The 12455-nt window shown below is 41.3% G+C and carries 13 protein-coding genes; all 13 read left to right on the top strand.

Annotated elements, in window-relative coordinates:
* Positions 1-7 precede the first annotated feature (7 nt).
* The 13 genes from fliQ to ACIGG7_RS10575 all read left to right on the top strand — a co-directional run bounded on the left by fliQ (position 8) and on the right by ACIGG7_RS10575 (position 12336).
* Positions 8-277, top strand: a complete 270-nt coding sequence (gene fliQ, locus ACIGG7_RS10635; protein WP_224941120.1) for a flagellar biosynthesis protein FliQ — start codon at positions 8-10, stop codon at positions 275-277.
* A gap of 4 nt (positions 278-281) precedes the next feature.
* A complete protein-coding gene (gene fliR / locus ACIGG7_RS10630) occupies positions 282-1058 on the top strand; it encodes a flagellar biosynthetic protein FliR (RefSeq protein ID WP_224941119.1) in 777 nt (258 codons plus the stop codon).
* 1 nt (position 1059) lies between these two features.
* Positions 1060-2142 (top strand): flagellar biosynthesis protein FlhB, encoded by a 1083-nt coding sequence (flhB, locus tag ACIGG7_RS10625; RefSeq protein WP_224941118.1) that lies wholly within the window; start codon positions 1060-1062, stop codon positions 2140-2142.
* 18 nt (positions 2143-2160) lie between these two features.
* The gene (gene flhA, locus ACIGG7_RS10620; protein WP_224941117.1) at positions 2161-4197 is read left to right on the top strand and encodes a flagellar biosynthesis protein FlhA; all 2037 of its coding nucleotides are present in this window, start codon (positions 2161-2163) and stop codon (positions 4195-4197) included.
* Entirely contained in the window at positions 4194-5357 is a 1164-nt protein-coding gene (gene flhF, locus ACIGG7_RS10615; RefSeq protein ID WP_397549755.1) for a flagellar biosynthesis GTPase FlhF, read from the top strand. The genes flhA and flhF overlap by 4 nt, the downstream gene beginning before the upstream one ends.
* Positions 5338-6198 carry a MinD/ParA family protein gene (locus ACIGG7_RS10610; protein ID WP_397549754.1) on the top strand — a complete coding sequence of 287 codons (861 nt, stop codon included), beginning with the start codon at positions 5338-5340 and terminating at the stop codon, positions 6196-6198. The genes flhF and ACIGG7_RS10610 overlap by 20 nt, the downstream gene beginning before the upstream one ends.
* A gap of 9 nt (positions 6199-6207) precedes the next feature.
* A complete protein-coding gene (locus ACIGG7_RS10605) occupies positions 6208-7287 on the top strand; it encodes a protein-glutamate methylesterase/protein-glutamine glutaminase (protein WP_224941114.1) in 1080 nt (359 codons plus the stop codon).
* A 15-nt stretch (positions 7288-7302) separates the two neighbouring features.
* The gene (locus ACIGG7_RS10600; protein ID WP_397549753.1) at positions 7303-9348 is read left to right on the top strand and encodes a chemotaxis protein CheW; all 2046 of its coding nucleotides are present in this window, start codon (positions 7303-7305) and stop codon (positions 9346-9348) included.
* A 12-nt stretch (positions 9349-9360) separates the two neighbouring features.
* Positions 9361-9807 carry a chemotaxis protein CheW gene (locus ACIGG7_RS10595; RefSeq protein ID WP_224941112.1) on the top strand — a complete coding sequence of 149 codons (447 nt, stop codon included), beginning with the start codon at positions 9361-9363 and terminating at the stop codon, positions 9805-9807.
* A gap of 41 nt (positions 9808-9848) precedes the next feature.
* Positions 9849-10457 (top strand): chemotaxis protein CheC, encoded by a 609-nt coding sequence (locus ACIGG7_RS10590; RefSeq protein ID WP_397550044.1) that lies wholly within the window; start codon positions 9849-9851, stop codon positions 10455-10457.
* Entirely contained in the window at positions 10454-10951 is a 498-nt protein-coding gene (locus ACIGG7_RS10585; protein WP_263628075.1) for a chemotaxis protein CheD, read from the top strand. The genes ACIGG7_RS10590 and ACIGG7_RS10585 overlap by 4 nt, the downstream gene beginning before the upstream one ends.
* A 78-nt stretch (positions 10952-11029) precedes the next feature.
* On the top strand, positions 11030-11788 hold the full coding sequence (locus ACIGG7_RS10580; RefSeq protein WP_224941110.1) for a FliA/WhiG family RNA polymerase sigma factor: 759 nt from the start codon (positions 11030-11032) through the stop codon (positions 11786-11788).
* Between the two features lie 29 nt (positions 11789-11817).
* On the top strand, positions 11818-12336 hold the full coding sequence (locus tag ACIGG7_RS10575) for a hypothetical protein (protein ID WP_397549752.1): 519 nt from the start codon (positions 11818-11820) through the stop codon (positions 12334-12336).
* Positions 12337-12455 lie beyond the last annotated feature (119 nt).

Raw genomic sequence — 12455 nt, 5'->3', positions numbered from 1 at the left:
AGTTTTAATGAATGCTGAATCCGTAATTTCCATAGCAGAGAGAGGGATCTACGTAACCCTTATCGTATCGGGCCCCTTGTTATTGTTAGCCCTCGTTGTCGGGTTGATTGTCAGTATTTTTCAAGCAACAACACAGATTCAAGAACAGACACTTGCCTTCATTCCGAAGATCGTTGCCGTTTTGATCGGCATTGTCTTCTTTGGGCCGTGGATGTTAACAAAGCTTGTGACGTATACATCACAGATTTTTTCAGACTTGACAAGGTTTGTGGGGTAAAGGAATGGAAGAACTCGTACCTATTCTATCGGTATACCTACTTGTATTTGTCAGGGTATCATCGTTTTTTGTCACAATGCCGTTATTTTCATACCGGAATATACCTGCCCAGCACCGTATCGCTTTTTCGGTGGTGCTCTCCTGGGTAATGTATTATACGATTGACTCAAAGGCATTCGAAATTAACGGGCAATACTTCTTATTGATCATGAAAGAAGCTATGGTCGGTCTGTTGATCGGTTTTGTTGCCTATATGATTGTTACGGCTATTCAAATTGCAGGCGGGTTCATTGATTTTCAAATGGGGTTTGCCATTGCCAATGTGATCGATCCTCAAACTGGATCACAGAGTCCTTTGACCGGACAATACTTGTACACATTCGCTTTATTGCTGTTGCTCGCTCTAAATGGCCATCATTTATTGCTCGATGGGATTTTCTACAGTTATCAATTGATTCCCATCGATCGACCATGGATTCCATTTGGAAATGAGAACTTAGTCGATTATGTCATCTCGGCCTTTAATTCCATGTTTATCATTGCATTCCAGATGTCGATTCCAGTTGTGGCTACTCTTTTTCTGGTAGACGTTGCATTAGGTATCGTGGCGAGGACCGTACCTCAGTTAAATATCTTTGTTGTCGGGTTTCCCATAAAAATTGCGGTTGCCTTTATCGTTTTATTTATTGTAATGGGTGTAACGTTCACGGTCATGCAAAAGCTGTTTGAAATGATGTTTGTGACCATGAGAGATTTAATGAAAATTATTGGAGGCACATAAATTGCAGTTGCTATCATTAGACCTACAGTATTTCAGCGGGGAAAAAACGGAGAAAGCAACTCCAAAGAAAAGAGAAGACGCAAGAAAAAAAGGACAAACAGCGAAAAGCCAGGATGTCAACACAGCGATTATCCTACTTGCAGTATTTTTATTTATGACCTTCAGTGCTTCCTATATAGGCGATATTGTGTTTGATTTGTTTCATCAAACGTTTCAGGAATACATGCTCATGGAACTTACCGAAAATACGGTTCAGGTCATCACGATGGACCTGATGAAGGAAATTGCCCTTCTTCTTGGACCGGTCATGATCATTGCACTCCTTGCAGGTTTGTTTTCTAATTATATCCAAGTGGGAGTTATGTTCACAGCAGAGCCTTTACAGCCTAAATTAGAGAAAATCGACCCCATAAAAGGGTTCAAACGAATCTTTTCCTTACGTGCAATCGTTGAGCTATTAAAATCAATATTAAAGATTTCTTTTGTAGGGGCCATAACGTTTGTCATTCTATGGATGAATATCGACAGAGTCCTTAGCCTATCTTTTAAATCGGTGGGAGATTCATTGACAACGATGGCAAATTTGGCGATCCAAATGGGGATTGCAGCGTCTTTGGCTTTGTTATTCTTATCGCTGTTTGATTTTCTTTATCAAAAATACGATTTCGAAAAGAATATCAGAATGTCCAAACAAGATTTGAAAGATGAACATAAAAACATTGAAGGCGACCCGCTTATCAAGTCGAAAATTAAACAAAGGCAGCGGGAGATGGCCATGAGAAGAATGATGCAGGAAGTTCCCGAAGCAGATGTTGTCATTACAAATCCCACCCATTTTGCCATAGCGCTTAAATACGACGAAGATAAAATGGATGCCCCATTTGTCGTGGCTAAGGGAGTGGATTACCTCGCGCAAAAGATTAAATACATTGCAGGTGAACATGATGTCGTCATGGTGGAGAATCGGCCACTAGCACGTTCGCTTTATGATTCGGCAGAAATCGGTGATGCCGTGCCAGAAGAGTTTTTCAAGGCAGTAGCAGAAATTTTAGCTTATGTTTACCGAATAAAAAACCAGATGTAAGCAGTTAGGAGAGAAACAATGCCAGCAAGAGATTTATCCGTACTAGCCAGTGTTATATTAATTGTTGCGATGCTGATCATTCCATTTCCATCCTGGTTATTAAGCCTATTGATCATTATTAATATTTCACTTGCGTTACTTGTCCTCCTAATTTCCATGAATATGAATGAACCGTTACAGTTTTCTATATTTCCTTCCCTTTTATTACTATTGACGCTTTTCAGATTGGGTCTAAATGTTTCCACAACGAGATCGATCCTTAGTAAGGGTGAAGCAGGGGACGTTGTGGAAACATTTGGAACATTCGTTGTAGGTGGAAATATTCTTGTTGGGCTGGTTGTATTCATCATATTGATCGTCATCCAATTCATTGTCATTACAAAAGGATCCGAACGTGTTTCAGAAGTAGCTGCACGCTTTACACTTGATGCAATGCCTGGGAAACAAATGAGCATTGACGCGGATCTGAATGCCGGGATGATTTCTGAACACGATGCAAGAAACCGTCGTGAAAAAGTGGGGAAGGAAGCCGACTTCTATGGTGCGATGGACGGTGCTTCCAAATTTGTAAAAGGTGATGCGATCGCAGGGATCGTCATTGTCATGATCAATTTGATATTCGGGATCATCATCGGAATGACTCAACAAGGGCTTCCTATTGCGGAGGCAGCAACCCGGTATTCACTTCTTACTGTTGGTGACGGTATCGTCAGCCAGATCCCGGCACTGTTAATATCGACAGCCACTGGGATCGTGGTAACAAGGGCTGCATCTGAAGGGAATTTGGGCCAGGATATCATGAACCAGTTGCTTGCTTATCCTGTCATGCTTTATGTATCTGCGTTCACTATTTTCATGCTAGGAATCGCAACACCCATCAATGATATCTTAACGATACCCGTAGCTGCCCTATTAGGGGTCGGCGGTTATATGCTTTCAAGGTCGCCTAAAGAAAATGATGCTGACATCATGGAAATGGAAGAAGAAGTAGAACAGGATGAGATGAAAAGCCCTGAAAGCGTAGTGAATCTTCTCAATGTCGATCCAATTGAATTTGAGTTTGGATATGGACTGATACCACTCGCAGATACCAATCAGGGGGGAGACCTTCTTGACAGGATCGTCATGATTCGACGTCAATTAGCCATCGAACTTGGCCTTGTCATCCCCGTGGTCAGGATCAGGGATAATATTCAGCTTCAGCCAAACGAATATCGGTTGAAGATCAAAGGGAATGAAATGGCCCGTGGCGAATTGCTCTTGGATCATTATCTTGCCATGAGTCCAGGGGTTGAAGATGATTCCATTGAAGGGATTGATACCATAGAGCCGTCATTCGGTCTCCCTGCTAAGTGGATTTCAGAAGAAATGAAGGAGCAGGCAGAGATCTTCGGCTATACGGTAGTGGATCCACCTTCTGTTGTGTCCACTCATATCACGGAGATGATCAAGAATAACGCTCACGAACTCCTTGGTAGACAGGAAACGAAGCAACTTATCGATCATCTGCAGGAAACGTACCCAATCCTTGTCGAGGAAGTGACACCGAACCCATTAACCGTTGGTGAAGTACAAAAGGTTCTTTCCAAGTTATTAAAAGAACATGTTTCTATCCGTAACTTACCAATAATCTTTGAAACACTTGCCGATTATGGCAAGATGAGTTCTGATACAGATTTGTTAGCAGAATATGTAAGACAATCACTTGCAAGACAGATCACGAACCAATTTGTTCAGGGAGAAACTTCTTTAAAGGTTGTCACGATGTCCGGTAAAGTGGAGAAATTGATTGCAGATGCCATTCAACAGACAGAGCATGGCAATTATTTATCTATGGATCCAAATGACTCTCAAAGCATATTGGAAGCTGTTGCTTCACAAGTAGAGCAGCTGTCCCTGATGGAAGAGTCCCCCGTCATTCTGTGTTCACCTGCAGTGAGAATGTACGTTAGACAATTAACGGAGAGATATTTCCCTCAGGTACCGATCATTTCTTATAACGAACTAGAGGCAAATGTAGAAGTGCAAAGCTTAGGGGTGGTGAATGTAGGATGAAAGTAAAGAAGTATGCGGCTCCAACCATGAATGAAGCCATGAAGAAGGTTAGAACGGAATTAGGAGAAGATGCAGTAATATTAAATTCTAAAGTCACTTACACAGGCGGATTTATTGGGTTATTCAAGAAAAAAATGATTGAAGTGATCGCTGCCATCGACCCTGAGGTAGCGAGCGAAAAGTTGGAAATCAGCAGAGTAAGGTCAAAAGCGATGTCCTCGTCGCTGACTCAGAAAGAGTATGAGAAGAAGACAGAGTTTGAACCAACTAGAATGGTAGAATCAGAATTAAAGGAATTAAAACAAATGATATCTACCCTAAAATCTAAGAATCAATTTGAAAAGTTTCATGATGTTGTTCAGGAAATTTTACTTTACCTTAAAAAGCACGAGGTAAATGATTCTGCACTCTATCTACTCGGGGACGAGTTGGAAAAGAAGATCCCAAACCATTCTCTTCCACATGAAGGAATAGAAGAATGGGCGATGAAAGAAGTGAAAGAGTTCCTTCATCATCACTTAAACGGGATTGAAATGGGCGGTATAAGTTATAGCAGAAAATATATTAATGTAATCGGCCCAACAGGTGTTGGTAAAACTACGACACTTGCCAAAATGGCAGCGGAAGCAGTGATTGAAAAACGAATGAAAATTGCCTTTATCACTACTGACACGTACCGGATAGCTGCGATTGAACAATTGAAAACGTATGCTGGTTTACTGAATGTGCCCGTGGAAGTCGTCTATAAGATGGAGGATTTTAAAAAAGCGATCGATAAATTTGTAGATTACGATCATGTTTTCATTGATACAGCTGGTCGTAATTTCAGGGAGAAGAAATATGTTGAGGATTTGCGAAGTATTATTGATTTTAATCAACAGATGGAAACCTTCCTCGTTCTCTCATTTACTAGTAAAGAAAATGATATGAGAGAAATTATATCGCAATTTTCCCCCATTCATATTGATCGGTTTATCTTCACCAAATTAGATGAGACATCAAGCTACGGTTCAATGATCAATTTGATGTCAGAAACGGGAATTGGCGCAGCTTACGTAACCAATGGTCAAGATGTTCCTGAAGACATTAAAGAGATGAATGTGGATGAAATCGTTCGATTGCTAATGAAAGGATTCTGCCATGAAAGATCAAGCATATAGCCTAAGGAGGAAAATGCTCCTGACAGACTCCAAACCTGCAAAAACCATTGCGATTGTAAGCGGGAAAGGAGGGGTTGGAAAATCGAATATCTCGACGAACCTCTCTATTTTGATCGGTAAAGAGAATAAGAAGGTCCTATTATTTGACATGGATATAGGGATGGGGAATATTCATATCCTACTCGGGAGTCATCATTCATACTCTATCATGGACTACATTGAGGAAAAAGAACTAGAAATTAATAAGATTATATGTGAAAATGTTCATGGTATTTCTTACATAAGTGGGGGGAATGGCCTAAAAGATATAGTTGAGTGGAAAGAGAAGCAAATGGAACGTTTTTTTGAAGTAATGGAATATGCCATTCATCATTATGACTATATCCTTTTTGATATGGGTGCAGGTGCAACAAAGGAAACACTGGAATTTCTCCTAGCCATGGATGAAATGATCGTCGTCACAACTCCTGAGCCGACATCCATCACCGATGCTTACTCCATGATGAAGTATATTTACCTGAGGGATGAGGGGAAACCCTTTTACCTCTTATGCAATCGTGCTGAATTCAGGAAAGAAGGACTTGAAACGATCACTAGATTACAAGAAACCGTGAGAAAATTTCTGCAAAAGGAAATTGTATCATTGGGAGTACTTCCCGAGGATTCAACAGTCAGAAAGGCAGTCATAAACCAAATGCCAATCGTCGTCGGTTATCCAGCATCAGACATGGCGTTGAGTCTTCGAGCAATGGTTCATCATCTCACGGGGGCGGCAGAAAACCCGGAAAGTAAAGGGTCAGGGTTTGTCAATAGAATACGAAATTTATTTTTTGGGAGGTAAAAGTCCTGAATGAAAAAGGTTTTAGTTGTTGATGATTCAGCATTTATGAGAAAGCTAATATCAGATTTTTTATCAGCCTCCAATGCGCTTGAAGTGGTTGGAATTGCAAGGAATGGCGAAGACGCGATCATGAAGATAAAAAAACTTCGGCCCGATGTCGTAACTCTTGATGTAGAGATGCCGAAAATGAATGGAATTGAAGCTTTAAGGCACATCATGGAGGAGTGTCCAGTTCCTGTTGTCATGCTTTCTTCAACAACGAAAGAGGGGGCAGAGGAGACTGTCAAAGCCATGGAGCTTGGGGCTGTTGATTTCATCGCGAAACCTTCTGGGACCATTTCACTGGATCTCCATAAGATTCAAGATGAAATGGTAGAAAAAGTAGTGGCAGCAAGTAAAGTGAATGTGACGAAAATGACAGATCTGTACCAAAAGAATTCAGCAAGTATATCATTAAAGGGTATTTGTGAAGGATCAGAAGCTTTACCTTCTGATCGTCCCTTGCTTTCAAATTCTCCAAAAATGATACTGATTGGAACATCGACGGGTGGCCCCCGCGCCTTGCAAAACGTGTTGACTGCGTTACCACGTCATTTGGAAGCACCCATCATTGTGGTCCAGCATATGCCGCCTGGGTTTACGAAATCACTTGCCGATCGTTTAAATGGTCAATCTGCCATACACGTGAAGGAAGCTGAGGATGGCGAAGTCCTTCGAAACGGGACTGCCTATATTGCACCAGGCGGTTTTCATACTAGAGTGAAGGATCATGGCCGCCAATTATCCATTCAGCTATCAAAAGATGAAGCACCTAGAAATGGCCATAGACCTTCAGTGGATATTTTGTTCGAGTCTGCAAGCATAATCCGTACTTACAGCAAAATAGCCGTCATTATGACGGGCATGGGTTCTGATGGTTCGGACGGATTGATCAGACTTAAAGAAAGCGGAGAAGTGAAGGCTATTGCAGAATCAGAAGAGACTTGTATTGTGTTTGGGATGCCGAAATCGGCTATCGCAACAAAGTTAGTTGATAAGGTTGAACATATCGGGAATATCCCCGGATCAATAATGACGTACATGGTGTAGAGAGGTGTGTAGTATATGGAATTGAGTCAATATTTAGAAGTTTTCATTGAAGAGAGTAAAGAAAATCTGCAAACCTGTAATGAACAACTACTTGAATTAGAGAAAAATCCCCAAGACCTTGCGATTGTCAATGAAATTTTCCGGTCAGCTCATACATTAAAGGGTATGTCTGCCACGATGGGGTTCGAGGATTTAGCTAATCTCACCCATAAAATGGAGAATGTTCTGGATGCCATACGTAACGAACAAATAAAGGTAACTCCTGAAATATTGGACGTTGTGTTTAAATCTGTTGATGACCTTGAAGCGATGGTATTTTCCATAGCGGATGGGGGAGATGGTAAGAGAGATGTAACGGAAGTAGTGGAAATGCTTCAGGCAATCGAACGAGGGGAACATATCCAGGATACTCAAGCAGTGAAAGAGATCGCTGCAGCTATCGCTACTCCTGAATTGCCAATCCAATCCATGCAGTATGAAGCCTATGAACAAACGGTTATTCAACAATCCTTTGAGCAGGGATTCCGCTGCTTTGAAATTTCAGTTACCCTGCGGGAAGACTGTCTGCTTAAAGCCGCCCGTGTATATATGGTTTTTGAAGTCCTTGGAAAGATGGGTGAAGTCATCAAATCCCTTCCTACGGTAGATCAGCTTGAAGAAGAGCAATTCGACCATTCATTCGTCATTGCAGTCGTATCAAAAGAAAAGGCTGAAGATTTAGAGAATCATGTACGTAAAGTCTCTGAAGTGGACGACGTCTCTGTTATGGAACTCACTGCGGACGGCCTCCAGAATCAGAATCAACCGGAGGATTCAGCTATCGAGCCGGTAAAGGGAGAAATTGTAGACAATGGGCAAAAAGAGGTGCCAGCTTCTAAGTCCTCAGGAAACGTTTCCAAACAATCGAATCCTTCTAGTAAAACGATACGCGTAAACATAGAACGACTGGATGTCCTTATGAATCTTTTTGAGGAGCTCGTCATTGATAGAGGAAGGTTAGAACAAATCTCAAAGGATTTGAATAATCCTGAGTTAAATGAAACAGTTGAAAGAATGACGAGAATTTCAGGAGATTTACAAAATATCATCCTCAATATGCGTATGGTCCCTGTAGAGACCGTATTTAATCGTTTTCCACGAATGGTCAGACAGCTGGCAAGAGATTTGAATAAAAAAATCGAATTGGAAATCATCGGTGCTGAAACGGAACTTGACCGTACAGTGATTGATGAAATCGGGGACCCTCTCGTCCATCTCATCCGTAATGCATTGGATCATGGCATTGAGATGCCTGAAATCCGAATGAAAAATGGAAAACCAGAACAAGGTACGGTGAAGTTGAAAGCGTATCATAGTGGAAATCACGTCTTTATCGAACTTGAAGATGATGGAGCCGGCATCAATAAAGAGCGTGTTCTCGAAAAAGCAATCCAAAAAGGAATTGTCTCGGAAGAAACAGCCAAAACATTATCAGATAGACAAATTTATGAGCTCATTTTGGCATCAGGTTTTTCTACAGCTGAACAAATTTCCGATATTTCCGGTAGAGGTGTGGGATTGGATGTTGTGAAAGCAACGATCGAGTCGCTTGGAGGTTCGATTACAATCGATTCCACTGTTGGCCAGGGATCATTGTTCTCCATTCAATTACCTCTTACTTTATCGATTATTTCCGTCATGCTTGTTGAAATCGAAGAAGAAAAGTACGCCATCCCACTCTCTTCTATTATTGAGACAGCTATTGTGAAAAAGGAAGAAATCATGAATGCGCATAATCAAAAGGTAATTGATTTCAGAGGAAAAGTGGTTCCGTTACTGTTCCTTGAGGATGTATTCGAAGTACCTAAACATTCAAATGAAGAAGAATTATATTCTGTGGTCATTGTTCGTAAAGGAGAAAAAATGGCTGGTCTGGTCGTCGATTCCTTTATAGGTCAGCAGGAAGTTGTATTGAAATCATTAGGAAATTATTTAAATGATGTCTTTGCGATTTCCGGAGCTACCATTCTCGGGGATGGGCAAGTAGCACTAATTGTCGATTGCAATGCGTTAATTAAGTAGGAGGTAAGGGTAATGAGTGAAGTGACAGATATAGTGGAAGATTTAAAGCTTATCGTTTTTCAATTAGTTGATAAGGAATATGCCATTCCTGTGAATCAAGTACGATCCATCGAAAAACTCGAACATATTACAAGAGTTCCGAGGACCGCCTCCTATGTAAAAGGTGTCATCAATTTACGCGGAGTGGTTACACCCATTATTGATTTAAGGTGCAGGTTTGATTTGCCATTCGGAGAGCCGACTGAGAGTACTCGTGTGATTATAGTAGGTTTAGAAGATAAAGAAGTTGGTTTGATCGTGGATGCTGCCAATGATGTACTGGATGTTTCAACAGACTCGATTGAACCATCTCCAGAAGTCGTTGGAGTAGTGGAGGCTGAGTACATCGGTGGGGTTGTTAAACAAGATAAGAGACTCCTGACCCTTCTCCATTTAGATAAAATACTTCTATCCATCTAAGAGGAGGGATCACATTGGGGTATGAAAAAAAAATAACGTCGATGCACTTGGATGTATTGAAGGAAATTGGAAATATTGGGGCTGGTCATGCAGCGACGGCCCTTTCCACCCTTCTTGATAAAAAAATTGATATGAAAGTACCCAGCGTTAAAGTCGTATCATTTGATGAAATGATGGAAATGGCTGGAGGACCTGACAATGTAGTCGTAAGCGTATTTTTAAGAATTGAGGGCGAAGCACCGGGTAGTATGTTTTTTTTGTTGCCTCTTGAACAGGCTTCTATGTATATCAGAACAATGATACACGATCGTTCTTTTTCCTTTAGTGATCCTCCATATTCAGAATTAGGGTTATCCGCCATGCAGGAACTCGGTAATATCCTTTCGGGCTCATATTTATCCTCGTTGTCTGATTTTACAAACCTGAAGCTATTTCCATCTGTACCTGCGTTGTCTGTGGATATGGTAGGTGCTGTCATCGGTTTTGGACTATTGGAAATATCCCAGGTGAGCGATTATGCAATTGTTATAGATACGGCCCTGAAAGAGGAGGAAGTTGACGAGTCTGAAAGTGTGAAGGGACATTTTTTCCTGCTTCCTGATCCTGATTCATTTGACACCATATTCCAATCTTTAGGATTAAAGCTATGATGATTAGCAGCACCGTAGTAAAAGTAGGAATTGCAGATATGGATATTGCTGAAAGCGGAAGTTCGATCCGTACATCTGGGCTGGGTTCATGCATCGGAGTCGTCTTGTATGATGAGCGCATCGGCCTTGCCGGCATGGTTCATGTCATGCTTCCCGATTCCTCTTTGGGGAAAGAACAGAAACCGAATCTTGCTAAGTATGCCGATACTGGAGTTGAGGAGCTCATTCGAAAGTTAAGGAACAGGGGAGCGAACATGAATAGACTACAGTGTAAAATGGCAGGCGGTGCACAGATGTTTCAATTTCAATCCAAGAGTGACGTAATGAGGATCGGCCCTAGAAATGCAGAAGCTGTTAAAGAAGCTCTCTCAAAGCATAACGTCCCGATAATAGCACAGGACTTAGGAGGGAACAAAGGGAGAACCATCGAATTCTTCACCTCCACGGGGATCCTTCAGGTCCGGACGGTGAATGAAGGGACAAAGGAATTATGAAGAAATGCGACCTTTTAGTCAAACAATAGGGAAGTCATATGTTTCACTGTAAGAAAATAGTTAGCAAGGAGGATTCTTATGTCTCAACAACCCACTCGAACAGATGAACAAAAATATTGGGAGAAATGGATTAACAGTCGTGATACCGAATCCGGGGACATGTTAGTGAGGAAGTACATGCCCCTGGTCTCATATCATGTTCAGCGAATTTCCGTTGGGCTGCCAAGGAACGTCTCGAGAGAAGATATAAAGAGTCTTGGGTTGATGGGATTACTGGATGCTCTTCAGAAGTTTGACCCTACTAGAGATTTAAAGTTTGATACATATGCTTCGTTCAGGGTCAGAGGGGCGATTCTTGACGGGCTTAGAAAAGAGGATTGGCTTCCTCGTTCGACAAGGGATCGGGCCAAGAAAATCGAAGCGAAGACTGTGGAACTGGAACAAACGCTTTTACGCCACGTGACCGCCGAAGAAGTAGCTGCTTCCTTAGAAATGACACCGGATGAAGTCTACCGAACCACAAATGAGCATTTCTTTGCCAATGTCCTTTCCATGGATGAACAATTAACTGATGACGATCACGAATCTCAAAACTACTCGATTAAAGATCATAAAACGATTTCTCCTGAAGAAGAAGTGTTGAAAGGTGAAAAACTGAACGAATTAGAGCAAACAATCCAGACCCTTTCTGAGAAAGAACAGCTTGTGTTAAGCTTATTCTATAAGGAAGAACTTACTCTGACTGAGATTGGAGAAGTCATGAAATTATCAACATCCAGAATTTCGCAAATTCATTCAAAATCAATATTCAAATTACGAAATCTCCTAGGTTCGTAATATAAATTCAAAAAAAGCAAGGTGATGATATGGTTACGTTTCTACTTTTTTTATCCTTTCTCCTCAATATCGTTTCACTGCTTTCAATCGTCCTATTATATTCAAGACAAAATCGCTATCATAACGTGGAAAAAGATCAGAAGAGAACGATCGCTGAAATAGAAGATATCATATCGTCCTATATGGTTGAAATGAAGGAAGAAAATGATGAATTCATTCAAAGCTTTAGGAACGAAGTACGCAATAGCGGAAGAGGAATTCATCCTGAAGAGAATAATCAAGAATCCACTTCTCCTGACCTTAATCATACGAAGTGGACTGGGGCCGGTTATAAACGTGCTTCGAAGGCTTATCTTCAGTCTAAACAAACTGAAACGAAACCAATCGACCAAACGGCTGAGATACATGAGATACCGGGACAGGACCCGCTTATTCAAAAGGTCATCACAATGAAGAAAAAGGGAATGTCACTAGAGGAAATAGCAAAGGCTGTTGGAAAAGGTCAGACAGAAATCGAGCTTCTGTTGAAATTTCGTCAAATTATGTAGGAAGTCCTTGATTGGCGTGAACAGGTGTGCTATAGTATTCATGGTGTGATTACACACGTTTCTCGATTGGGGTAGATGGTGCTATTCTTTAGAATAGTTTCTACTTTCCAGATGACGGA

The sequence above is a fragment of the Rossellomorea sp. NPDC077527 genome, from assembly GCF_044542955.1.
In the GTDB taxonomy this organism is placed as follows: Bacteria; Bacillota; Bacilli; order Bacillales; family Bacillaceae_B; genus Rossellomorea; species Rossellomorea aquimaris_E.
Note: the sequence above shows the minus strand (reverse complement) of the source record. Positions and strands in the feature narration are given on the sequence as shown.

Bases quoted from the DNA above. Each gene is read 5' to 3' on its own strand.
- ACIGG7_RS10575 (WP_397549752.1), top strand. From the start codon at position 11,818: ATGGTTACGTTTCTACTTTTTTTATCCTTTCTCCTCAATATCGTTTCA.
- ACIGG7_RS10605 (WP_224941114.1), top strand. From the start codon at position 6,208: ATGAAAAAGGTTTTAGTTGTTGATGATTCAGCATTTATGAGAAAGCTA.
- flhA (WP_224941117.1), top strand. From the start codon at position 2,161: ATGCCAGCAAGAGATTTATCCGTACTAGCCAGTGTTATATTAATTGTT.
- ACIGG7_RS10595 (WP_224941112.1), top strand. From the start codon at position 9,361: ATGAGTGAAGTGACAGATATAGTGGAAGATTTAAAGCTTATCGTTTTT.
- ACIGG7_RS10580 (WP_224941110.1), top strand. From the start codon at position 11,030: ATGTCTCAACAACCCACTCGAACAGATGAACAAAAATATTGGGAGAAA.
- ACIGG7_RS10590 (WP_397550044.1), top strand. From the start codon at position 9,849: ATGCACTTGGATGTATTGAAGGAAATTGGAAATATTGGGGCTGGTCAT.
- ACIGG7_RS10585 (WP_263628075.1), top strand. From the start codon at position 10,454: ATGATGATTAGCAGCACCGTAGTAAAAGTAGGAATTGCAGATATGGAT.
- fliQ (WP_224941120.1), top strand. From the start codon at position 8: ATGAATGCTGAATCCGTAATTTCCATAGCAGAGAGAGGGATCTACGTA.
- flhF (WP_397549755.1), top strand. From the start codon at position 4,194: ATGAAAGTAAAGAAGTATGCGGCTCCAACCATGAATGAAGCCATGAAG.
- ACIGG7_RS10610 (WP_397549754.1), top strand. From the start codon at position 5,338: ATGAAAGATCAAGCATATAGCCTAAGGAGGAAAATGCTCCTGACAGAC.
- ACIGG7_RS10600 (WP_397549753.1), top strand. From the start codon at position 7,303: ATGGAATTGAGTCAATATTTAGAAGTTTTCATTGAAGAGAGTAAAGAA.
- fliR (WP_224941119.1), top strand. From the start codon at position 282: ATGGAAGAACTCGTACCTATTCTATCGGTATACCTACTTGTATTTGTC.